Here is a 23,066-nt window from a genome sequence, read left to right as displayed (position 1 = left end):
CGATGCTGACCATGCTGCGCGAAATCTGGTCCTTCTGGGGCGCCATCTTTGAACGCATGGACAAGATCCACATGGGCCTGATCGCGGCAGGGGTGGCGTTCTATGCCATGTTCGCGGTGTTTCCCGGCCTTGCCGCCATCGTCGCGCTGTGGAGCCTGTGGTTCGATCCCAATGTCATCATGACCTATCTGGATGTAGCGCATGAATTCCTGCCCGAAGGGGCGGCGGATCTGATCGACAGCCAGGTTCTGTCGCTGACTTCGGCGGGGCGCACCTCGGCCGGCTGGGCGTCCTTTGTATCCTTCATGATCGCCACCATCGCCGCTCGCGCGGGGGTCGAGGCCCTGGTCCAGGGGCTGAATGCCGCCTATGGGGTGCGCGGCCATTCGACCATCTTCAGCTTTCTGCTGGCCTATGTGCTGACGCTGGCCATCGTGGGCATTTCGCTGGCGGGACTGGCGACCATCGTGATCGTGCCGCTGCTGCTGAATTTCCAGGTGTTCGAACAGATCCGGGGCTGGCTGGTGGCAGGCCTGCCCTGGGGGGCGATGTTCGTGCTGGTGATCCTGGGGATCGGCATCCTGTATCGGTATGGCCCGAACGTGAAGACGCCGCGCACGCCGGTCTTTACCTGGGGCGCCCTGTTCGCGGCCTTTCTGTGGGCCGTGGCCTCGGTCGCGTTTTCAGCCTATCTCAGCAGCTTCAACAGCTACAACCGGATCTACGGGTCGATCGGCACGGTGGTGGCGCTGCTGATGTGGTTCTATCTGGCCGGCTTTTCCGTGTTGCTGGGCGCGCTCATCAATGTCGAGATCGCACGCCGCCGCCGTGTCCGTGCCGCGCGCGAGGCGCGCGCATCCCTGGTGGCCGAGGTGCAAAAGGCGGCGGAATGACCCGCCGCCCCATTCACGCGGAAAAAGGCTGCCTCAGGCTGCGTCCAGCCCTTCGGTCGAGGCGAAGAACATCGCTTGGCTGACGGCGGATCGGACCTGCTCCTCGGTATAGGGCTTGGAGATCAGGAAGGCCGGTTCGGGCCGTTCGCCGGTCAGAAGACGTTCGGGGAAGGCGGTGATGAAGATCACCGGCACATCGCCCATGTCGCGCAGCAATTCGTTCACCGCGTCGATACCCGACGACCCGTCGGCCAGCTGGATGTCGGCCAGGATCAGGTCCGGACGGCTTTGCCCCGCCAGCTCGATGGCGGCGGAGTGAGTACGCGCCACGCCCGTCACCTCGTGGCCCATGGCCTGCACGATGCCCTTCAGGTCCATCGCGATAATCATCTCGTCCTCGATCACCATGACCTTGCCGCGCATCGACACGCTCATCTCGGACAGGGCGATGCCCACCAGTTCCTCGGCCTCGGCCGCGTCGATCTGCATCACCCGGCCGATCTGGTCATAGGGCAATTCCTCGATCGTGCGCAGCAGCAGGGCTTCGCGCGAATTGGCGGTCAGGCCGCGCAGGTGATCCTGTGCCCGCGATTCCCGCGCGGTGCGGTTGCTGTCGTCAATCGGCTGGCCGGAACTTTGCCAGATCGCGTGAAAGGTGCGGAACAGGCCGATGCGCGTATCGTTTTCGGCCAGCAGGATCGAACGATCCGACAGGATCGCCTCCAGCGTGGCGGCTGCGTAATTGTCCCCGGCGCGCTGGCTGCCGGTCAGCGCGCGCGCATAGCGCCGCAGATAGGGCAGCTCGCGCCCGATGGACTGGGCGAGGTCGGCTGACGACATATCTTTCATCCTTCGAATTTCGCATATTGCGCGGAACCTATCCTAACCCCTACAGGTTGGTCGAAGTGCGCACAAGATTTCCGGGACTAACAAAGTAATGACATCGAAGCGAGACGACCGTCGCAAGGCCGCAGTCGAGAAGCAGATAGACGAGAATTTGCGACGGGCCTTTGAACAGGATGCGACCGAACAGATTCCCGACCGTTTTCTTGCCCTTCTCGATCAACTGCGCGAGCAGAAGTGATTTCCCTGCTATGCGCGGCGACGCGACGGTCACGGTGACAGAATGAACAAATCCGCAACGATGGATCCCCGAGACCAGCTGGTGGACCATCTTCCCGCCCTGCGCGCCTTTGCGTTGTCGCTGACCCGCGAAGGCGCTGCCGCCGACGATCTGGTCCAGGACACGATCGTCAAGGCCTGGACCAACATGGACAAGTTCCAAGCTGGCACCAACCTGCGCGCCTGGCTGTTCACCATCCTTCGAAACACCTTTTATTCGGCCCGCCGAAAGACCAAACGCGAGGTCAGCGACACCGACGGCATTCACGCCGCACGCCAGGCCACGCGGCCCGAACACGACGGCCGGCTGGCGATGAAGGACTTCCGGGTGGCCTTCAAGCAACTGCCCGACGAACAGCGCGAGGCGCTGATTCTGGTCGGAGCCTCGGGTTTTTCCTATGAGGAAGCGGCCGATATGACCGGGGTGGCCATCGGCACCGTCAAGTCGCGCGCCAATCGCGGGCGTCGCAAGCTGGCGGAACTGCTGCATCTGGAAAACGGCGAGGAACTGGACATGACCGATCAGGCGACCCTTGCCGTGATGGCGTCCAGCCACACCATCGCACGATAAGGAGGGCCGGTGTTCCGGCGGATCAGCGATCGACTCGAATTCACGCGCAGGCTGGGATTCCGGCTTGGTGCCTTGCTGTCGGTCGCGATCCTGCCGTTGGGACTGATCTCTCTGATTCAGAATTTCAATCTCGTGAGCGAAGCCGAGCGTGGCTTCGAGATCGCCCTGCTGGGACGGACCGCATCGGCTGCCGCGGGCGAACGCGCGCTGTTGCAAAGCGCGCTTGGATCGGCCGACGCGCTTGGACCTGCCGTGCTGGAATCGCTCGACCGTCCCCAGGTCTGTTCCGATCTGATGCGCAACTTCATCGAACCCAGCGCCACTTATGTGTTTGCGGGTTTCGTGCCGCTGAACGGCCGCAGCACCTGCAACTCGGCCAGCCGCGGCGAGGTTCTGGATCTGAGCCTGTCGGAAGGGTTCAAGACCTTCATGGCGGATCCGGGAACGCTTGTCACTGCCGTCGCCTCGGGTGTCATCACCCGTCGGCCTGTGATCGTCGTGATGCAGCCGCTGTATCGCGACAGCGAGATGCTGGGCTATATCGGGCTGTCGCTGACCAGCGAATTGCTGCGGTCCACCCACACCGTCGGCAATGGCAATGACGGCGCCCGCATCGTCACCTTCAACCACAGGGGAGAGATTCTCACCGCGGGCAAGGATGCGGCGGCCAGCATCGACGATCTTTTGCCGCGCAACGTCCCCTTGGCCAGCCTGCTGTCACAGCCTGAAACCACCTTCCGCGCCCCAACCGGCAGCGGCGAGACGCGCATGTTCACCGTAGTGCCGGCGGTGCCGGATCTGGTCTATGCGCTTGGTAGCTGGTCGCCCCGATCCGTGGGCGCGGGCCTGTTCCAGATTTCGCGTTTCGGGGCCGTGACGATCCCAATCGCGCTGTGGCTCGTGTCGCTGGCCGTCGCCTATTTCGCGGTGTTCCGCATGGTCCTGCGCCACATCAACGTTCTGCGTGGCCAGATGCGCCGCTTTGCCATCGGCAATCGGTCCGAACCCCCCCCGGTCCTGTCCGATGCCCCGACCGAAATCTGCGATGTCAGTCAGACGTTCCACAATATGGCCCGCATCCTGATCCGGGACGAAGAGGCGATGGAGGAAGCGGTTGTTGAAAAAACCGTTCTGCTCAAGGAAGTTCATCACCGGGTCAAGAACAACCTGCAACTGATCGCCTCCATCATCAACATGCAAAGCCGGATGATCGACGACCCCGATGCCAAGCGGGTTCTGCGGTCGGTGCAGGATCGCGTCGCCGCGCTGGCGACGATCTATCGCAACCTGTACCAGGCCGAACATTTGGATGCGGTCGAGGCCGGGCGTCTGGTCTGCGACATCATCAATCAGATGGTCAGCGCCTCGGTCGAACCGGCCAGCGACCTGCGCATAGACACGCATATCGAAACCCTGACCCTGCTGCCGGATCAGGCGGTCCCCTTGTCCCTGCTGGCGACCGAGGCGTTCACCAACGCGCTGAAATACGCGCGCCCCGCACCGGGACGGGATGACGCGCCCTGGGTGCGGGTCGGCCTGAAGACTGTCGCGCCGGGCAGGGCGCTGCTGGAAATCGCCAATTCGATCGACAGAAACGCGGACCAGACCGAAGGAACCGGCCTGGGCAGTCAACTGATCGAGGCGTTCACGACCCAGCTCAAGGGCCAGGCCACCGCGCAGGTCGAGGCCGACAGCTTCGTTCTGCGGCTTGATTTTGTCATCGACGAGGTCAATGCCTTGGCCGAAGGACGCAATGTGGTGCTGACATCCGCCGCGCGCCGCGGTGCCCGGCATTGACGGTGCGATGCTGCCTTGCGCGCTTTTGCAGGGTGTCTATCTTGCACCCATGGATACGCGCGACGGCTTTGATCTGACGACCGGCAGGGGGCTGATGGCATGTCCGCGCTGCGATGCCCTGCATGTCGAGGAAGAACTGGACGCGGGCGAGACGCTGCGCTGCGTCCGGTGCGGCGGTCTTCTGGCCAAGCCGCGTGGCGGTGCCTTTGTTCAGTTGATTGCCCTGTCCTTCACGACGGTCGTGCTGATGATGGGGGCGATCTTCTTTCCGTTTCTTGAAATCTCGCGCATGGGGTTCGGCAATGCGACATCGCTGTTCGGGGTCGCCTTGGCCTTTGCCGATGGCGTGCTGCTGCCTTTGGTGCTGGCGGTGATGGTGATGATCGTGGGGCTGCCGGTGCTGCGGGCGTTCCTGCTGGTCTATACGCTGGCCCCTCTTGCCCAGGGCCGGGCACCCTATCGCCATGCCGCACGGGCCTTTCGCTGGACCGAATTGCTGCGCCCCTGGTCCATGGCCGAGATTTTCGTGATCGGCACCGCCGTCGCCCTGGTCAAGGTCGCGGGGCTTGCCACCGTTCATCTGGGACCGGCTTTCTGGGCGTTCTGCGCGCTGATCCTGGTCAACCTTGCGTCGCGCGGGTTCATGTGCCAGACGACCATCTGGGATGCCATCGAGGATGCCGGCCTGCCCACCGACGGGCGCGAAGCGGTCGGAGGCCCCGTTCCATGACGGCCGGGGCCGATGAAGCGCCGCTTGCCCCGGTCATGACCGCCCATCGGGCAGGGCTGCTGGGCTGCCGGTCCTGCGGCCGCGTCTGGCCCCAGGATCACGCCATCTGCGACCGCTGCGGCGCGGCCCTGGTTCCGCCGGACCGGCGCGGTCTGCAATACGTCTGGGCGTGGTGGCTTGCCGGGCTGGTCATGTATGTGCCCGCCAACCTGTTTCCCATGATGCGAACCCAGACATTCGCCGGATTGCAGGGCAGTTCGGAAGCCACGATCCTGGAGGGCGTGGTCGAACTGATGCATTACGGCAATTACGACATTGCGATCATCGTCTTTGTCGCCTCGGTCATCGTGCCGATGGCCAAGTTCCTGTCGATCGCCTGGCTGGCGATGGTGGCCGGGCGTCCGGCGACAGTCGAACAGGCCCATACGCGGCTGAAAATCTATGAAGTCGTGGAATTCATCGGCCGCTGGTCGATGATCGACGTCTTTGTCGTGGCGATCCTGTCGGCCTTGGTGCAGCTGGGCTTCGTCGCCTCGATCCATCCTGGCCCGGCGGCCGTATCCTTTGCGCTGTCTGTTGCCTTCACCATGCTTTCCGCGCAAAGCTTTGATCCAAGACTGATCTGGCGCGGCTTGCCGCTGCGAAGCCGGACGGACGACCAGGGGAAGGACTGACGCCACGATGACCGACCAGCCGCCGCCGAGACCGGCAAGTCCTGTGCGAAAAAAAGCCGTGCGGGCGGCACAGGCCGGCATCAACGTGATCTGGCTGGTGCCGATCATCGCCCTTGTCGTGACCGCCGCCATCGCCTGGAACGCCTATGCCGCCCGCGGCGCGGTGATCGAGGTGGAATTCGCGGACGCCACCGGCGTCACCCCCGGCGAAACCGTCCTGCGCTTTCGAGAGATCACCGTGGGCCAGGTGGAATCGGTCAGCTTCACGGCGGATCTGTCGCGCGTCGTGGTGGAAATCCGGGTGGACAAGGATGTGGCCCCCTACATCGACGATCAGGCCGCCTTCTGGATCGTCCGTCCCCAGGTCACGGCCCAGGGGGTGACGCGGCTGGACACCGTTCTGACCGGATCCTTCATCGAGGGTTACTGGGACGCCACCATCAACGAACCCCGGACCCGCTTTGCCGGTCAGGATCGCCCCCCCTTGGTCCGAGAGGACACGCCGGGAACCCGCGTCACGCTGTCGATGGAAGATGCCGACGGCATCAGCGAAGGCGCGCCGGTCCTGTACCGCGGCGTGCAGGTCGGCCGGATGGAGAACCTGCGCCTTGCCGAAACCGAGGATCAGGTCATCGCCGACGCCTTTATCGAAGCTCCGCATGACAAGCGGCTGACGACCTCGACCGTGTTCTGGGACACGTCGGGCTTTTCGCTGTCGCTGGGCGCGTCGGGCGTGTCGTTCAACGTGAATTCGCTGTCGTCGCTGTTGCAGGGGGGCGTGTCCTTTGACACCCTGGTCAGCGGCGGCCAGCCGATCAAACCCGGTCACACCTATGCCTTGCAGCCCGACGAGGACACGGCCCGCAACGACATCCTGGCCAGCGACAATGCGCCGCCTCTGCGCATCAGCATGTTGATCGACGATTCTCTGGAAGGGTTGGCAAAAGGCGCCGATGTGCAGTTTCAGGGATTGCGCGTCGGTCAGGTCACGGATCTGGCCGTGTCCCTGGACGAACCCAGAGGAGAGATCCAGCAGGTCGTGACCATGGCGATATCGCCGTCGCGGCTGGGGCTTTCCGGCGAGGCCACCCCCGATGATGCCCTGGCCTTTCTGCAACAGGCGGTGGGCGAGGGTCTGCGGGCGCGCGTTGCCAGTGCCGGATTCCTGGGCACGTCCCTGATGGTCGAACTGGTCGAGATCGCGGATGCCGCGCCCGCCAGCATCGATACCCAGGCCGACCCCAACCCGGTCATCCCCTCGGTTCCCGGCGATCTGGACGATTTCAGCGCAAGCGCCCAGGGCTTCCTGTCCCGGATCGGCGACCTGCCGATCGAGGAAGTGCTGCAATCGGCGACCGACATGATGAACAGCGTCACCGCCATTGCCAGCTCCGACGACACCCGCGCCATCCCCGGCAGTCTGCGCGAGACGCTGGACCAGGCCAGGGGGGCGGCGACCGACATCGGCGGCATGGCCCGCGATCTGCGCGAGGTGGGCACGGCCGAAAACCTGGCCCGGCTGGTGGACGAAGCCGCCGCCGCCGCCGAGGCGGTCAAGCTGGCCGCCGCCGACGCGCCCGAGATGGTGGACAGCATCGACGCCGCCGCCGCCGCGGTCGAGGAATTCGGCTTTGCCGAGATCAGCGCCCAGGCCGAAGGCATTCTGGCCGACCTGCGCGCCATGCTGGGCAGCGAGGATGCCGAACAACTGCCGCGCAACCTGTCCGACACGCTGCAAGCCGCATCGGGCCTGCTGAACGACCTGCGCGACGGCGATGCGGCAGGCAGCCTGAACAACGCGCTGGACAGCGCCAGCACGGCCGCCGACCGGGTGGCCGCATCGGTGGACCGTCTGCCGCAACTGATCCAGCGTCTGGAAGCCACGGCCGCGCGTGCCGATGGGGTGCTTGCCGCCTATGGCGATCGTTCGGCCTTCAACAGCGAAGCCGTCAACATGCTGCGCGAACTGCGCCGCGCGACCGAGGCGTTCGGATCGCTGGCCCGGCTGATCGAACGCAACCCCCGCGCCTTTATCCTGGGACGATGACGCCATGACCCTGCCCCTCCGCCTGCCTGCCGCACTTGCCTGCCTTGGCCTTCTGGGGTTGGCGGCATGTTCCGACCCCGAAAAGACCGCGCGTTTCCTGATCGATCCGCCCATGGGGGAACGGGTCGAAAACCGTCTGGGCAGCGCCGAACTGAAGGACGTGTCACTGCCGGAATACGCCTCTGGCCAAGAGGTCGCCTTTCAGTCCGAAGACGGCGCCGTCCGGTCGAACCCCGACAATGTGTGGGCCGACAATCCGCAGCGCGCCTTTACCCTGTCGCTGGCCCGCGCGATTTCGGACGCCTCGGGGGCAACCGTGATCGGCGAACCCTGGCCCCTGGCCGAGCCCCCGCAGCGCGTGCTAGAGGTGCGGGTCGAAAGGGCGCTGGCGCAGGCCGACGGCGTCTATCGCCTGTCGGGCCGCTATTTCGTGGCGGACGATGGCAGCGGCGCGGCCAATCACGCCCGCAGCTTCGACATCGCCGTGCCGATGGCGGGCGTCGGACCGGGGGCTTCGGCGGCAGCGGTGTCGCAGGCCATCGCGATCCTGGCCCGGCAGATCGCCACCCTATCGGGACCGGGCCGCACCATTGCCACCACCGCCCCCGCCGATCCCTTTGCGCTGGATCCGCTGTTCTGAGAAAAAAATTTGGCGGATGGATTGAAAACCATCCGCCAAACCACCCGCACAAAAGACAGGAACACTGGTTAAAACAGGGGATCGGGCGGGTTGTCCCGGACCCGGTAATAGCCGGGGCGGGATGCAGGGTCGTCGCCCGGATCGGCGCGCCCCATGACGCGGACAATGACCGGCAGGACGAACTGGTCGAACGTGCGCCGATCCGGGGCGAAGGCACCGGGACGCCCGATGCCTCCGCAGTCTTCGCAATCCTCGATCCCGCCCCAGCAATTTGGGCAGGCACCCAGGGCGCAGGCCAGCATCTCGACACGATCGACAAGAAGCTGGTTCTCCTGCTCGAGCCGGCGGAACGCGGCCCAGCTTGGACGGTCGGAGCCAGCCAGAGGAACACTGGCTCCTGCCCGCCCGGATATTGCCGCGATCAGATCCTGCTGCGCGTCCTGGGCCGGCATATCGTGCACACCCCCCGGCCGACCGCCCAGCAGTTGAAGCGCGGCAATCACGTTGTTGAAATCAGGAATGGTGTCGCCCGGCATGTCCGTCTTCCCCGTTGCTGCCAAAGTAGCCGTCATCCCGTGCGACCGATGATCGCCTTCAATGGAATCACTATCCGCCCGTGCCGTGAAACGGACGTGAATCGCATCGGTGAAAAAACGTAAGATTGGCGGAATCGCGTTCTTCGAGGTCAGAACTCGCGGAATTCTGCAGGAAAAGCGACAATGGGCGCCGGATCGGTGGATCCAATTGGCCGCGCCAAGGCGCGAATCGCGGCCCTGCTGCCCGGCCTTCGGCCCTGGGACAGTTGACCGGCCAGCCATCGGGCCAGTTGCGGCGCGGCCATCGACGTGCCCGATGAAAGCGCAAAGCCGCCGCTGTTGCGCCCGCAGACGATCCTGTACGGATGGTTGACGCTGGCGTCGACAGGCGCCCGGCAGTCGCCTGGCTGCTCGTTCAAGAGAGGGTCCGACTGCTTGTCAGACAAAAGCGATGTATAGGCCGTGGTCCTGGCGCTTTGCGCGTCCACCGCCCCGCCGCGCAGCGGCCATCGGCCGGTGGCATAGGTGTTGACCGTATCGGCCCGGATCACTTTGGGACTGCCGCCGTTATCGGCATCCGTCAGGATCGGCCGTCCGGCCATGTCGTAAGCGCGGTAATCGGGATCGTGAAACCAGCTTTGCCGCGCCGCCTTGCGAAAACCGCGGATCACCTCGTCGCGCTGCGCGGACAATTCGTAATCGCCCTGCGGCAAGTCGTCCGGGATGCCGATCTGCCATTCGCCCGGCAGGCCGAAAGGGTCGCCAAGTCGTGTGGGGCAGGTCGGCGTGGCGATGACGACGATGCCGTCCCGGTGGGTTCCGTCGGGAAATGCCGTGGGGGTATAATAGACCCACGCAAGATCTGCCCCGTCCGGTCCCCTGAGGATGGAAAACTGCCGCGGCGCCGTAAAGATCGTCGTTGCGGGCGCCAGTCCGGGCGCGGCAAGGGAGACCTTCAGATCGGCCCCTGGCGAATTCCGATACCGCGGGCCCCAGATCTCGACGGCATTGATGGTCGGGTCGTCGGCCGGCAGCCGCCAGCCAAGCTGCTGGCCGGGGTGCAGCCGCGCCCGCAGGCGCCCCTGCCGATGATTCCCCGCCGGCAACACGAAATGGATCGGACCCAGGCCGTTGACCTTGCCATCGGATACGGCATCCATGAATCGCTCCAGCGGGCTGGAGCCATCGCGCGGCCCTGCCGTCAGCCCCATGCTGAGGTTGATAACCACGGGCAGTTCGACCGAATTCCTGCGATGCCTGCCCTGTCTTTCGATGTAACGGCACAAGCCGCAGGCGCGGCTGATGATGAACATGATTCCGGTCAGGATCGGGACCGGGGCCAGCACCCCCATCGAATCGGCGGTAATCAGCGGCGGCAGGCAAACCGCGATCAGCGGATGGTCCTTTCCCTGTTCCGTGCCGGGGTCGAACCCCGCCGCCAAGGGCGCCACCGCCGCGCCATGTCCGGTTTCGAAGGCCCCCGACGGCGGGGCGTTGGATCGCGTCATGTCAACGGCGCCGGTCAACCGATAGATGGCATCTTCGCCAGCAAGGTCGCCGTTCGCCACATCGCCCAGCATCCGCGACAGGTCCACCCCGCGCCATTCGGCCCCCGACGGCAGATCCGCCGCGACCGTTTTTCCGCGGCGGGCATCCTGCAACCAGACCGACGCGACGCGGCTGCGGTTTCCCGGCATGGTAAATCGCTGATGCACGAACGGGACCGCATCGTCGATCACGCCGATGATGCAACCTGTCTTGCGGTCCGGCAGCGCGTCGTCCGGCAGATAGCGGAAGGCCTCGTCGTCGAAATTCTCGGCCCTGCGGGGGTCGAACTGGTCGTTGCGGGCATCGGGCGACAGAACCTGGGCAGGATCCTCCAGGAATTCCGTGAACAGTTTCGACATGCTGTCGGCCAGCACCCGTATGGGGTCGCCGTCCTCGCGCAGCGCCAGAATGGTCGGTTCAAGCCGGAAATAATCCGCCTTGGCCAAGCGCGCGATTCCGGCCTTTTTCGCGTCGCGGTCTGCGCCCTGCCGGTTCTGGAAATAATGAAGATAGGGCGACATGGCAAAGCGTTCCTCGCCATATGCTTCCTCGGGTTCGGACCAACCGGGCGAGGGCGGGGAATCGGATCGGGATGTCACGACCACCGGTCCTTCCATTCCTGCGCGGCGTGCTGGCACAGCGATTCCCACAGGGGGGCGGGACGCACATCGAAGGCGGTGCCGGTCGTGGTCGAATCGTCACCGTTCTTCAACATCTCGGCCAGAACGCCGTAATGGAAATCGCGCGGCCCCGTTCCGACCCGGAATTTGCTGCCGTCGAATTCAACCGATGGAACGGTGGCCGGGACCGGAGGCTGTGCCGTTGGCCGTTGCAGCCCCCGCGCCATCATATAGCGCCCCAGCTGGATGCCCAGGATCGCGCCCGCCGCGCTGTCCACGGGAAAATGCACCCCCGCCACGGTCCGGTTGATCGCGATGCGGGACGCCAGGCGATATGGCTGGCTGTCGCCCTTTGCCCCCCCCGCCGGATCCGTCAGCAAGGTCAGCATGGTGGCCAGCGTAAAGGCCTGGGTCGCATGCCCGCTGGGCAGGGACGGATGCGCGGGTTCGGGGATCGGCGGCTGGACAAGCGGGCTGAATTGCGTGGGACGCGGACAGCCAAGCGCCAGCTTGATCCGCATGACCACCGGCGTGACGACCGAAAGCCCCACCTCCAGCATCTCGATCACGGCGGGGGTGCGTTCGGGCGACAGCGGGATGATGCTGGCGAAAAAGGGGATCAGGTATTCCTGCTGCACCAGGATTTCGGCCAGCCGGTCCGACCGCAGTTCGGCATAGGTGCCGACCATCGGCACGGCGGCTTGGAGTTGAGCGATCTCGGGCCGGGTGATCCTGGTCAGCGTTCCCGGACGCGTGGCGTTTCCCGCCTTGCGCAGCAGGACCGTCACCGACCGGGCCGTGGCCCTGTTGTCTGCGCTCGGATAATCCTGTGCTGAAAAAGCAATGTCTTCCATCAGTTCGGACACCAGAACCGAGTGGCGGAATTCCGGCATCAGGCGCCGCAGGCGGTCGCCGATCGTCAGGTTTCCATTAGCGCCGGCCTGGGCCGCGACCTGTTCGGTCCCGACGATGGCGTCGCGGGTCCGCATCAGGGCCGCGGCCACCAGCGATCCGTTGCGGGATCCCGCCTCATAAGCGAATTGGCCTTGTTGCCCTTGTTGGCCCTGCTGACCTTGTTGGCCTTGCTGCACAGACATGGCAAAACCTCATTAACCAAAATGAATCGAAAACACTGTATCTTTGCCGTAAGGGAAAGCGTAACACGACTCCGCCCTCCGCCTATAGATTTGTTTGATGCAGCCCCTGACGCTTCACCTCATGGGACCGATCGAGATGACCGGGCCGGGAAACGTCCGGTTGACGCCGCGCGGCATGCGCGCGCGCGGGGCCTTGGCGGTGATGGGCAGCGCGGCATCCATGCGGGTGCTGCGCGCCCGGTTGCAGGATCTGCTGTTCAGCACGCGCGAGCCGGACCATGCCAATGCCAGCCTGCGCCAGGTGCTGCGCGAAATCCGCATCGGCCTGGGCGATGCGCGCGACGCCCTGACCAGCGGGCCGGGATGGGTGGGGCTGGACGCCAACATGGTCCGGCTGGACATGATGGCGCGACCGGGACCGGACGGGCAGATGCCCGAATTTGCCGCCGATCTGGACATCGACGACCCCGAATTCGAGGACTGGCTGCGCGATGCCCGGATGCACGCGGAACAGGCCGTCACCCCGGCTGCGCCGGAACAGGCCCTGCTGCCGGTCCTTTTGACGGCCGATCCGATCGCCAGCGATCCCGATTGCGGCGTGATTGCCGCCATGATGATGGGCGAGGCCGCGGGCCGGGTCTGCGACCTGGTTCCGATGGTGGCGATGCCGGACCGGGCCGAGCCGGGCCAGTCGGCCATCGTGTTGTCGGCCATGGCCAACCGGCTTGGCGACGGGATTCATCTGCTGGTGAAGCTGAGCCACCGTCCCAGCGGACGGCTGTTCTGGTCACACAAGTTCGTGCTGGACGCGAGAGACCTGAACGGCGGCATGAAAGATTGCACCGCCCAGATCTGCGTCGGCATCCTGCGCGTCCTCGAGGCCCTGCGCACCGTCGACACCGCGCTTGTCGTGTCCTTAGCCGATGTGTTCAGCTACAATCAGGCGCGGCTGCATCGCGCCGAACAGGCGCTTGCGGGAATGGATGATGGGGTCAACGCGTCCCTGACGATGGCATTGCGGGCATGGGTGCTGACCACGCAGGTCTTCGAACGCCTGGTTCCCGATCCGCAGCGCACCATCCAGGAGGCAGGAGAGCTTGCCATAAGGGCGCGCGAAGCCGATCCCTACAGTGCCACCGCCCTGGCCGTGGGATCGGTCGTCGAAGGCTATCTGAACCACGGCCAAGTCAGCTTCTGGCTGGCGCAGCAAGCGGTGCAGATGGATGCACGCAATCCTGCGGCGCGATATGCCTATTCGCAGGCGCTGACCGATCTGGGGCGCCACAAGGAGGCGCACCGCGAAGCCCAGGCGGGCCTGGCCGAGGCGCTGTCGGTCCTGAACCCCGCCACCTGGCAGATGCGCATGGGCATCGCCCTGACCCGGCTGGGCCAGTTCGACAACGCGGAACAGCGGTTCGAGGCCGTTCAGCAATTCGCCCCGGAAAACCGCCCCTCGCTGCGGTTCCTGGCGGCCCTGCGATACCGCCGCCGCGACGAGGCGGGCGCCCAAGCCGCCCTGCACCTGCTGAAAAAGGTCGAACCCGGCTTTTCGCTGGAACGGATGCGCAGCGACGATTATCCGGTGGCGACGCTGCGCCAGGGCGGGCTTCTGGGCGTAACGCGGTCGGGGCTGATCTAGCCCGACGGTCCTTCTTCGTCCAGGATCCGCTCGGCCTCCTCGACCATCGGGTTCCAGTCGAACCGGGTCACGATGATGCCGTGATCGTTATAGCCGAACCGTTTCTTCTCGGTCTCGGTCGCGGTCAGGTGGTCGTTCAGCACCCGCATTTCCCTAAACGACCATGTGCGGATCGAGGAATGGTCGTAAAAGGAATCCGACACCATGATGTGATCCAAGGATTCCATCTGGTTCCTGAAGACATATGTGTAATAGACGTGCCGGAACGACCGAAGCTGTTGCAGCTTTTCGACGGTGTAAAGCCCGGTGTCCGATTTCGTGCCCGCCGTGCTTTTGGCGAAGAAGCGGTATCCGGGATTGCCGGTCAGCAGTTCGGTCGATACTGATGTGGTCGCGTCGTTCAGATCGCCGATGACCACGACGGGCCTGTCGTTGCGGCGCATGGCGTCGTTCAGGATGGCGCGCAGGGCACCGGCCTCGACCATGCGGCGGACATGGGACACCACAGTCTGGGCAATGAACCGGTGGCGGCGCAGGACCGGGTTGCCGGGGTCGTCCTGCAAGGCCGTCGGACCCTTGGATTTCAGGTGGGCCACGAAGACGGTGATGTCGGGCGTGCCGTCGGCCTTGTTGACCAGCACCCGCAGTATGGGGCGGGAAAAGCGGCGGATGGTGACGCTGACCGATTCCGCCGCGTCGCGCGATTCCGTCAGGTCGATGAAACGGGCGTCGTCGGGCAGATCCTCGATCCATTCCGGTTCGGCCTGGATCATCCCCTTGCGCACCGCCAGGGCGACCTGGATGCCGGGCGGATCGGTGGTGCGGGCCACCAGGTCGTAACGGCCGCGCAGCGCGGGACGGTCGAAGATGTCGGCCAGGGCCTCTGCGTCCCAGCATTCCTGAAAGCCGATGATGTCGGCGCCGATGTCGTTCAGGACGCGTTCCGAAAACGCCAGTTTCGCGTCGTATTCGCCCTGGGTCCAACCCTCGGCGTCATAGATCGGCCGGCCCGGCAGGTTGAGATTGAAAAGATTGAAACTCGCGATGCTGATGTCCTTGCGTGCCATCATCATGCCTGTTCAAGAAGGACCGGTCCTGAAGGGCATCATAGCACGGCTTTGGACAACGCCCTATGCCATCCGTGCCAGGATGTCGCCGTGCAGCCGCGATCCCGCAACGATCATTCCGTCCACCATCGCCCGCGGGCTGTTGAAGCGCATGGGATGGCCATGGCGGTCGGTGACGGCCGCGCCCGCCCGTTCGGCGATCAGGCTGCCCGCGGCGATATCCCATTCCCAGACGCCGCGCAGCGACAAGGCCGCGTCGAAGCGTCCTTCGGCTACCAGGCACAGCCGCCAGGCCAGGGACGGGCGGAATTCGCGGGTAAAGGGCGGGATCTGCCCGTTCTTCCAGTGTTCGGGATCGGTGGCCGACCTGTAGGTCAGGACGCGCGCGTCCCGGATGCCCGCCAGGCTGGGCCGGATCGGCTGGCCGTTCAACAGCGCGGAACCGTCCGCCGCGGCGGTAAACGTCAGATCCATCGCGGGCAGATGCACCACCGCCGCCACGATCCGGTCGCCGTCGGCCACCGCCAGCGAATGGGCAAAGCCCTGTTGGCCCGCGATGAAGGCGCGGGTGCCGTCGATCGGATCGATGATGAAGCAGCGCCGGGCATCCAGGCGCGAGGCGTCGGCCTTGCTTTCCTCGGACAGCCAGCCGTAATCGGGCCGCGCGCCGGTCAGCATAGCCTGCAAGGCATCGTTGACGGCCAGATCGGCCTCGGTCACGGGGCCTGCGTCGTCGGGCTTGTCCCAGGCCTTGGGCGCGTCACGCCAGAAGGACAGGGCGATCCGGCCCGCCTGCCGCGCGGCGCCGGCCAGCAGGGCCAGATCGTCCTCAGGCCCCGGCAACGGTCATTCCTTCGACCAGCAGGCTGGGCACCTCGGTCCCGCGCCAAGGCAGGGCGTCGTTGGCGGCCACCAGCGTCATCAGCATGTCGCGCAGGTTTCCGGCAATGGTGCATTCGTTGACCGGATAGGCGATGCGGCCGTTGTTCACCCAGAACCCTGCCGCGCCGCGCGAATAATCCCCGGTCGTGCCGTTGATCGACGCGCCCAGCATCGATGTGACGACCAGCCCCGTGCCCATCCGGGCGATCAGGTCGTCCTGCGTGACCGTTCCTGGCGTCAGGATCACGTTGCTGGTCGCGGGCGACGGGGCCGAGGATATGCCTCGCGCCGCCGATGCGGTGCTGGCCATTCCCAGCTTGCGCCCGGTCGCCAGATCCAGCGTCCATCCCTGCAAGACGCCGCCTTCGACGATCCTGCGCGCCCGCGTGGGTAGTCCTTCGGCATCGAAGGGGCGCGAGGACGGGTATCGCGGGCGATGGGGATCCTCGATCAGGTCGAATCCGTCGGGCAGAACCGGCCGACCCAGATCCTTGCGCAGCCAGCTTGCGCCCCGCGCCACGGCCGCGCCGTTAACCGCAGACAGCAGGTGCCCGATCAGCGACGCGGCGACGCGTCGGTCATAAAGGATCGGAAAGGCCCCGGTGGGTGGCTTCCTGGATCCTGCCCGCGCCAGCGTGCGTTCGGCGGCCAGCCTGCCGATGTCTTCGGGGGTGGGCAGATCCGCGGCCCAGACACGCGTTTCACCGGCATGGTCGCGTTCCATTGCCAGCCCCTCGCCGGTGATCGCCACACAGGACAGGGAATGGCCGCTGCGTCCGTAACCGCCCGAAAACCCGTTCGATGCCGCAAGCCACAGAAATTGCCGGTTGAACGCCGCATGGGCGGATTCGACCTGGGAAATGCCCGGCATGTCGCGGGCCGCGGCCTCGGCCCGCAGAGCCAGGTCTTGCAGGGCATCAGGGGCCGGATCGGGCCGGTCGTCGGCGATCTGCAAATCCCCGGCATCGCGGTGGCGGGCCAGCTGGTCGGGATCGGCCAGCCCCAGCATGTCATCGACCGGCGCCTCTCGGGCCATGGCCACGGCGCGTTCGGCCATCCGGGCGATCGCGGACGGACTGTGATCGGATGCCGAAACGCAGGCCTGCCGCCCGCCGATCAGAACCCGCAGGCCGATTTCGACGCCTTCGGCCCGGTCGGCCTGTTCCAGCGTGCCGCCGCGCACGGCGATGCTGGTCGACTGGCCGCTGGCCGCCAGCGCGTCGGCGGCGTCCGCCCCGGCCCGCCGAGCCGCTTCGACCAGCGATTCGGCCAGCGTTTGCATATGCACGGCTGACATTCGCGCCTCTCTTTGTTGATGTGATGTTTGGGGACGGAACGCCCCGGCCCGGACGTATGTGCCGACGCCTATTTGACCTGCTGGCCGTTGGCAAAGATCTGGCCGCCCTCGCGGAATTCGATCGTCGAGGTCAACTGGTCGGGGTTGCCCTCGGCGGGCCTGGCGAACATGGTCAGCATCATGCGGACGGCCATGACCCGTTCCTGCGGCAGAAAGCCCAGGGAAACCAGCTTGTCCAGCAGGCCGTTCACGCCTTCGAACGTGCCGTCCAGCGTGCCCACGGGTTCGTTCGGATTGGCGCCGAATTTCAGTTCCCCGGTGATGTCGGCCTTTGCCCCCACGGCATCCAGGGCGACCTTGTTGACCGTCAGCGTCTGCGGAACGAAGGGCGGGGCGGGCGGTGTGCCCGGTTGCGGCTGCGACATCGCCGGATCGAACAGGTCGGAGGTCATCACGACGTCCCCGGCCAGATCGACCGTCACGCTGGCGGGATCGCGCGGCAACTGGCTGCCGGGGTCGAACAGGTTCCAGATGCCTTCGGCAAAGGTCAGCCCTTCCACCCCGTAGGCCAGCTTGAAGGACTGCGCGGCGTCGGCCCGGCTGATCGGAAACAGGATGTCAAAGGACGTGCGATCCGCTGCATAGCTGATCGGAAAGGGCACGGTGCTGACGGTCATCTCGGCGGCGATGTCCGTGGTGCTGCCGGTATAGCCCATGCCCTGTTCCGACATCGTCAGGGCCATATCGGCCGCGCCGACCGTGGCCTTGCCCGTGCCCGTCTGATCCTCGCCCGATTCGCCCTTGGCAGTGAAATCGAGGTTGGCCTCCATGGATGCAAAGGCGAAGCTGCCGCCGATGTTCAGACCGGCGGCAAGCGCCTGGACCATCTGCGTGTTCAGATCAAAGGTCCGGGACGGCGTATCGATCGTGCCGGCGGCGGCCAGATCGGCCATCCTGGCCTGAAGGTTCAGCGTTCCGCCGCCTGTTCCCTCGGGGTCTGCCGGAACGTCGCCATCGATGGCGATCGATCCTTCCGCCGCCCTCAGATCGAAGGTCGTGTCCGAACCGTCACCGGCAACGACGCGCTGCGTCCCGGTCAGATCGGTCAACGCGGCGTTGACGGGCATGGTGGCATCGGTCTGCGGACCCACGGGCATCCGCATGTCCATCACGACGGACGGATAGCTGTATTCGTACAGCATGTCGTCTGCCGTGCCCGACACAAGCATCTCGTTTCCCGGAACCCTGAGGGTGCCGGTCACGGACATGGGAACCATTTGCGGCGCGGCGGTCGGATCGGCCGGGGCCGGATCTGCCGGGGCCGGATCGCTGGGGGCCGCGGTGCCGTCGGTGGGCGCGTCCTCGGCCGCCTCGGCGGGGGCAGCGACCTCGAATGTGCTGTTCAGCGTCACGTCGCCATCGATCACCACGCGCACCTTCGCGTCGCCGGTTTCCTGCAAGGTCAGTTGCGGCACGGTGATGGCGGTGTTGCCGCCGTCGTTCTGCCTGGACAGGACGGCATCCCGGACGGTCAGCGTGCCCCCCGCATCCTCCACCGCGCCCGACACCTCATAGCCATAGTCGGCATAGGTTTTCTGAAGGTTTTCCCAAACCTGGGCCGGGGTGACATTGGCCATGACCGGCGCGGCGCCGATGACAAGCGCCAGGGTCGAGGTTGCAGCAAAGCGGAACATGCCAAAGACCTTTCGAAACGTCGTTGTGTGTGGGATTTGTGGCACAGTGACCCCGGAACGCCAAGGGAGCAATCGCGTGATCCGTTTCGTGAACCGGGATGGCCTGGCCGTCGTGACCATCGACCGTCCGATCCCGCGCGCCTGAGGGATCGGGTGGGGCCGTCCCGTGCCAGGATGATCCTGATGGCCGGGGCGCGGATCGACGCGGATCAGGCCCTGGCCTGGCCGCCGACGCCCTGTCCGCCGCATCCGGCGATGTGGCCGTGGTCAAGGCGAAGATCCTAGGTCCGGTCCGGCGGAACATTGTTCCGGCCATGCCGTTTTCCGGCAGGCTTTGTCCCTGTCCGGGCGCCAAGGCCGCAAGCCCGGTCCTTTTTCGGCCTCGACGCTTGCGGTTCCGGCCATCCCGGCGCATCTCAAGGTCAAGAAGATCAAGGAGTTTTTCATCATGCGCCATCTTGTCCTGTCCGCCGCCCTTGCCCTGTCCGCCGCCCTGCCCGCCGCGGCAGAGACGATCCGGGTTGGCATGTCGGGAGGCTATTTTCCCTTTACCTTTACCCGCGCCGACGAATTGCAGGGGTTCGAGGTGGATCTGATGAATGCCGTGGGCGAGATCACGGGAGACGACATCGAATTCGTCACCATGTCCTTTTCCGGGCTGATCGGCGCCCTGGAATCGAACCGCATCGACACGGTGGCCAACCAGATCACCATCACCCCCGAACGCGAGGCGAAATTCGCCTTTACCCAGCCCTATGTCTATGATGGGGCGCAGGTGGTGGTGAAGGCCGGCAACGAGGATGCCATCACCGGCCCCGAAAGCCTGAAGGGCAAGTCGGTCGCGGTGAACCTGGGGTCGAACTTCGAGGAATTGCTGCGCGCCCTGCCCTATGCGTCCGAAATCGACATCCGCACCTATGAATCCAACATCGAACAGGACACCGCGCTGGGCCGGGTCGATGCCTTCGTGATGGACCGCGTGTCGTCCTCTCAGGTGATCGCCCAAAGCCCCCTGCCGCTGGCGCTGGCGGGCCAGCCGTTCAGCGAAATCCGCAACGCCTTGCCGTTCCGCAACGACGACGCCGGGCTGGCCTTGCGCGACAAGGTGGACGCGGCCATCGCCCAGCTGAAGGAAAACGGCACATTGGCCGACATTTCGCGGAAATGGCTGGATGCGGACGTGACCAGGCCCCTGTCCGCCGCCGCTGAATGAGGCCGCTCGACACCGCCTACATGTGGGATCTGGTGCCGATCATTCTCGGCTATGTCCCGCTGACGCTGGGAATGGCGATCGCCGCGATGGCGGCGGCGCTGATCCTGGCCGCGCTGCTGGCCATCGTGCGCGTCTTGCGCGTGCCGGTGGCCGACGGCGCGGTGGCGGTGTTCATCAGCTTTTTCCGCGGCACGCCGTTGCTGGTGCAGTTGTTCCTGTTCTATTACGGATTGCCGCAACTGTTTCCCGCGCTGACCAGCATCGACGGGATCACGGCGGCCGTGATCGGGCTGACATTGCATTTCTCGGCTTACATGGCCGAAAGCATCCGGGGCGCGATCCTGGGCGTGGACCGCAGCCAGTGGGAAGCCGCGCAATCCATCGGCATGACCCAGGGCCAGGTGCTGCGGCGGATCGTGCTGCCGCAGGCCTCTCGCGTGGCCGCGCCGACGCTGATGAACTATTTCATCGACCTGATAAAAAGCACGTCGCTGGCCTTTACCCTGGGCGTGACCGAGATGATGGGCGCCGCCCAGAAGGAAGCGGCGGGCAGTTTCCTGTATCTGGAGGCGTTCCTGGTCGTCGCGGTGATCTACTGGATCATGGTCGAGGCGTTGTCGGTCGGGCAACGATGGATGGAACGCCGTCTGGGAAAGGCCGTGGCGCGATGACCTGCGAGATCGACATTGCCGGACTGACCAAGCGGTTCGTGACCAACACGGTTCTGGACGGCATCGACCTGTGCCTGAAGCCCGGCGAGCGCGTGGCGATCATCGGTCCGTCCGGCACGGGCAAATCCACATTGCTGCGCTGCCTGAACTGGCTGGACCGGCCGGACGCCGGTCGCATCGCGATCGGCGATCTGTCCGTCGATGCGGCCCACGCCTCGCGCGCGGAGATCTTGGCCCTGCGGCGGCGGACGGGGTTCGTGTTCCAGAACTATGCCTTGTTCGCCAACAAGACCGCGCGGCAGAACATTTCCGAGGGCCTGACCACCGTGCGCGGCTGGTCCGCAGCCAGGGCCGCCCAGCGGGCGGACGAGATCCTGACCCAGATCGGTCTGGCCGACCGAGGGGACAGCTATCCGGCGGCCCTGTCGGGCGGCCAGCAGCAGCGTGTGGGCATCGGCCGGGCCATGGCGCTGGAGGCCGACCTGCTGCTGTTCGACGAACCCACCAGCGCGCTGGATCCCGAATGGGTGGGCGAGGTGCTGGATCTGATCCGATCCATTGCGGATGGCCGCCAGACCATCCTGATCGTCACCCACGAGATGCAGTTCGCGCGCGAGATCGCGGACCGGATCGTCTTCATGGACGGCGGGCGGATCGTCGAACAAGGAACCCCGTCCCAGATTTTCGGCGATCCACAGGATGAACGCACGCGCGCCTTTCTGCGCCGCGTGGGTTAGCGCAGGCCCGCCGTCTGGTAATAGACATTCACGTCGCGGGCCGTGTCATAGCCGATCCCCGACGCGATGATGCAGCTTGTGTCATCCGCCCGCGGGGCCACCAGCGTCCAGGTGCCCATCTGGTCCGACGCCCACAGCTCGGTTGCGGCATGGCCGTCGCCCGGAACCGGGGATTCGTTGAAATCCTGTTTCAAGGTCAGCCGAATCTCGGCGTCAGCCGCGCAATAGGGCTGGTCGCCCACCGCCATGTCGGATGTGGGCATGTCCTGCGCCTGTTCCAGCAGGGTGGCGGTATCGACGCCGGCCATCGCGGGCCAGGCTTGGACCGGCTGGTCCGGACGCGTTGCTGAAACGGCGGGCACGGCCATCAAGGCCACGACGCTGCCGGCCAGTCCAAGGCGGGCGATGCGGTGGGCGATGCGGGTCATGGGTGCGGCCTTTCGTCAGTGTTTGCTGGCAATGAAACGTGCCACCACCACGCGGGGTTCCGGATCTGCCCGTGACGCGGCGTTGCGCCGCCGGTCAAAACCGGGCAATCCTGTCGGGGAAACAGGCTGATGCGACAGGAGCGATGGGGCGTCATGGCAATACTCTTGGCGGATGTGGGGGGCACCAACGCCCGTCTGGCGATCGCGCGCAACGGCAGCATCGACACGCAGACGGTGACACGCTTTCGCGGCGACGATCACGCGACCTTTGACGACGTGGTGCGCCAGTTCATGCAGGAACAGGACCAGCCGCGCATCAGCGCGGTCTGCGTCGCCGTGGCGGGGCCGGTCAGCGGCGGCAAGGCCCGGCTGACCAACCGCGACTGGGATTTCGACCAGGACCGGCTGGCGCGGCTGACGGACGCCGATCAGGTCCGGCTTATCAACGACCTGACCGCGCTGGGCTATGCCACGCCCGTGCTGGGCGGCGGCGGGCTGGCCACGTTGCGCACCGCGCCGGCCGACCGCGCGCGCAACGGGCAGGCCCTGGTCGTGAACCTGGGCACCGGCTTCAACGTCTGCGCCGTCCGCAACCTGCCCGGCGGCGCCATCGCCGCGATGGAGGCCGAAGAAGGCCATACCAAGCTGCCCGTCCACATCCATCAGCGGCTGCTTGACGCGGTCGGTCCCGATGCGATCAAGGGTTTCACCTCGACCGAAGAAGCCTTTGCCGGGCGCGGCCTGTCGCGCCTGCACGCCGCGCTGACCGGAACGGCCCCGGTCCGCAGCGAGGAAATCGACCGCGCCGCGGACGCGGGCGATCCGGCGGCCTGCGCCACCTATTTCCTGTTCACTGACCTGGTGGGCCTTTTGTGCCGCGAACTGGCGCTGCGGTTCATGCCGCTGGACGGGCTGTTCCTGGCCGGCAGCGTCGCGCGCAGCATCGCCGATCGGATGGATCATTTCGACGCCAGCTTCCTGGCCGATCCGTACATGCGCCATATCCCTGAAAACACGCCGGTCTTCCTGATCCGCGACGACATGGCGGCGCTGCATGGGTGTCTGGCCGCTTTGTCCTGACGGCAACAGATCACGGAAAGCTGAAGAGCTGCCGCTTTTTTGCCCATGATTTGCTGGATTCGGCCTGTCGATCCTGTTCAAAT

Annotated in this window: 22 protein-coding genes and 1 pseudogene; 14 read left to right on the top strand and 9 right to left on the bottom strand. The window is 65.6% G+C overall.

Features of this window, described 5'->3' with window-relative positions:
* Positions 1-2 precede the first annotated feature (2 nt).
* A complete protein-coding gene (locus CHB77_RS03905) occupies positions 3-893 on the top strand; it encodes a YihY/virulence factor BrkB family protein (protein WP_242626519.1) in 891 nt (296 codons plus the stop codon).
* Positions 894-926: 33 nt separating this feature from the next.
* On the opposite strand, the gene CHB77_RS03900 is transcribed toward CHB77_RS03905, so the two are convergent.
* Complete coding sequence (locus CHB77_RS03900; protein WP_176430302.1) at positions 927-1,733, bottom strand: response regulator; 807 nt, start codon at positions 1,731-1,733, stop codon at positions 927-929.
* 97 nt (positions 1,734-1,830) lie between these two features.
* On the opposite strand from CHB77_RS03900, the gene CHB77_RS18865 reads away from it, so the two are divergent.
* From CHB77_RS18865 to CHB77_RS03865, 7 genes are read left to right on the top strand one after another with little or no spacing between them, the layout of a single operon-like run.
* Positions 1,831-1,977: a NepR family anti-sigma factor gene (locus tag CHB77_RS18865; protein ID WP_089386872.1), complete on the top strand. Its 147-nt coding sequence runs from the start codon at positions 1,831-1,833 to the stop codon at positions 1,975-1,977.
* 42 nt (positions 1,978-2,019) lie between these two features.
* A complete protein-coding gene (locus CHB77_RS03890) occupies positions 2,020-2,586 on the top strand; it encodes an RNA polymerase sigma factor (protein ID WP_089386871.1) in 567 nt (188 codons plus the stop codon).
* Between the two features lie 9 nt (positions 2,587-2,595).
* The gene (locus CHB77_RS03885) at positions 2,596-4,383 is read left to right on the top strand and encodes a sensor histidine kinase (RefSeq protein ID WP_089386870.1); all 1,788 of its coding nucleotides are present in this window, start codon (positions 2,596-2,598) and stop codon (positions 4,381-4,383) included.
* Between the two features lie 7 nt (positions 4,384-4,390).
* Positions 4,391-5,113: a paraquat-inducible protein A gene (locus CHB77_RS03880; protein WP_242626518.1), complete on the top strand. Its 723-nt coding sequence runs from the start codon at positions 4,391-4,393 to the stop codon at positions 5,111-5,113.
* On the top strand, positions 5,110-5,787 hold the full coding sequence (locus CHB77_RS03875) for a paraquat-inducible protein A (RefSeq protein WP_089386869.1): 678 nt from the start codon (positions 5,110-5,112) through the stop codon (positions 5,785-5,787). Before CHB77_RS03880 ends, CHB77_RS03875 begins: the two co-directional genes overlap by 4 nt.
* Positions 5,788-5,830: 43 nt before the next feature.
* Positions 5,831-7,834, top strand: coding sequence for a PqiB family protein (locus tag CHB77_RS03870; protein ID WP_242626517.1), 2,004 nt, complete (start codon positions 5,831-5,833; stop codon positions 7,832-7,834).
* A gap of 4 nt (positions 7,835-7,838) precedes the next feature.
* Entirely contained in the window at positions 7,839-8,474 is a 636-nt protein-coding gene (locus CHB77_RS03865; protein WP_089386867.1) for a PqiC family protein, read from the top strand.
* A 68-nt stretch (positions 8,475-8,542) separates the two neighbouring features.
* Here CHB77_RS03865 and CHB77_RS03860 read toward each other — a convergent pair whose 3' ends face one another.
* The 3 genes from CHB77_RS03860 to CHB77_RS03850 form a co-directional block, all read right to left on the bottom strand.
* A complete protein-coding gene (locus CHB77_RS03860) occupies positions 8,543-9,010 on the bottom strand; it encodes a hypothetical protein (RefSeq protein ID WP_089386866.1) in 468 nt (155 codons plus the stop codon).
* A gap of 149 nt (positions 9,011-9,159) precedes the next feature.
* Positions 9,160-11,157, bottom strand: a complete 1,998-nt coding sequence (locus CHB77_RS03855; RefSeq protein ID WP_131023311.1) for a S8/S53 family peptidase — start codon at positions 11,155-11,157, stop codon at positions 9,160-9,162.
* Positions 11,154-12,182, bottom strand: a complete 1,029-nt coding sequence (locus tag CHB77_RS03850) for a phosphatase PAP2 family protein (protein ID WP_165456192.1) — start codon at positions 12,180-12,182, stop codon at positions 11,154-11,156. Before CHB77_RS03850 ends, CHB77_RS03855 begins: the two co-directional genes overlap by 4 nt.
* A gap of 190 nt (positions 12,183-12,372) precedes the next feature.
* On the opposite strand from CHB77_RS03850, the gene CHB77_RS03845 reads away from it, so the two are divergent.
* Positions 12,373-13,914 (top strand): tetratricopeptide repeat protein, encoded by a 1,542-nt coding sequence (locus CHB77_RS03845; RefSeq protein WP_089386863.1) that lies wholly within the window; start codon positions 12,373-12,375, stop codon positions 13,912-13,914.
* On the opposite strand, the gene CHB77_RS03840 is transcribed toward CHB77_RS03845, so the two are convergent.
* The 4 genes from CHB77_RS03840 to CHB77_RS17990 form a co-directional block, all read right to left on the bottom strand.
* Positions 13,911-14,981, bottom strand: a complete 1,071-nt coding sequence (locus CHB77_RS03840; RefSeq protein WP_131023310.1) for an endonuclease/exonuclease/phosphatase family protein — start codon at positions 14,979-14,981, stop codon at positions 13,911-13,913. The two genes, CHB77_RS03845 and CHB77_RS03840, sit on opposite strands and share 4 nt — an antisense overlap.
* Positions 14,982-15,044: 63 nt before the next feature.
* Positions 15,045-15,824 (bottom strand): 3'(2'),5'-bisphosphate nucleotidase CysQ, encoded by a 780-nt coding sequence (locus tag CHB77_RS03835; RefSeq protein ID WP_089386861.1) that lies wholly within the window; start codon positions 15,822-15,824, stop codon positions 15,045-15,047.
* Positions 15,811-17,160, bottom strand: a complete 1,350-nt coding sequence (locus CHB77_RS03830; RefSeq protein WP_089386860.1) for a TldD/PmbA family protein — start codon at positions 17,158-17,160, stop codon at positions 15,811-15,813. Before CHB77_RS03830 ends, CHB77_RS03835 begins: the two co-directional genes overlap by 14 nt.
* A 68-nt stretch (positions 17,161-17,228) precedes the next feature.
* Complete coding sequence (locus tag CHB77_RS17990; protein WP_165456191.1) at positions 17,229-18,854, bottom strand: DUF2125 domain-containing protein; 1,626 nt, start codon at positions 18,852-18,854, stop codon at positions 17,229-17,231.
* A gap of 120 nt (positions 18,855-18,974) precedes the next feature.
* Between CHB77_RS17990 and CHB77_RS18590 the strand changes: the two are divergent.
* From CHB77_RS18590 to CHB77_RS03810, 4 genes and pseudogenes are all read left to right on the top strand, one after another.
* Positions 18,975-19,079, top strand: a pseudogene (locus CHB77_RS18590) (enoyl-CoA hydratase/isomerase family protein); the annotation flags it as partial.
* Between the two features lie 223 nt (positions 19,080-19,302).
* Complete coding sequence (locus CHB77_RS03820; RefSeq protein WP_089387150.1) at positions 19,303-20,067, top strand: amino acid ABC transporter substrate-binding protein; 765 nt, start codon at positions 19,303-19,305, stop codon at positions 20,065-20,067.
* Positions 20,064-20,738, top strand: a complete 675-nt coding sequence (locus CHB77_RS03815) for an amino acid ABC transporter permease (RefSeq protein ID WP_089386858.1) — start codon at positions 20,064-20,066, stop codon at positions 20,736-20,738. The genes CHB77_RS03820 and CHB77_RS03815 overlap by 4 nt, the downstream gene beginning before the upstream one ends.
* The gene (locus CHB77_RS03810; RefSeq protein ID WP_089386857.1) at positions 20,735-21,475 is read left to right on the top strand and encodes an amino acid ABC transporter ATP-binding protein; all 741 of its coding nucleotides are present in this window, start codon (positions 20,735-20,737) and stop codon (positions 21,473-21,475) included. Before CHB77_RS03815 ends, CHB77_RS03810 begins: the two co-directional genes overlap by 4 nt.
* Here CHB77_RS03810 and CHB77_RS18265 read toward each other — a convergent pair.
* Entirely contained in the window at positions 21,472-21,903 is a 432-nt protein-coding gene (locus CHB77_RS18265; protein WP_089386856.1) for a hypothetical protein, read from the bottom strand. The genes CHB77_RS03810 and CHB77_RS18265 overlap by 4 nt on opposite strands.
* A gap of 129 nt (positions 21,904-22,032) precedes the next feature.
* On the opposite strand from CHB77_RS18265, the gene CHB77_RS03800 reads away from it, so the two are divergent.
* Positions 22,033-22,983 (top strand): glucokinase, encoded by a 951-nt coding sequence (locus CHB77_RS03800; protein WP_242626516.1) that lies wholly within the window; start codon positions 22,033-22,035, stop codon positions 22,981-22,983.
* Positions 22,984-23,066: the final 83 nt, after the last annotated feature.

The organism is Paracoccus sediminis, assembly GCF_900188295.1.
Taxonomy (GTDB): Bacteria; Pseudomonadota; Alphaproteobacteria; order Rhodobacterales; family Rhodobacteraceae; genus Paracoccus; species Paracoccus sediminis.
Note: the sequence above shows the minus strand (reverse complement) of the source record. Positions and strands in the feature narration are given on the sequence as shown.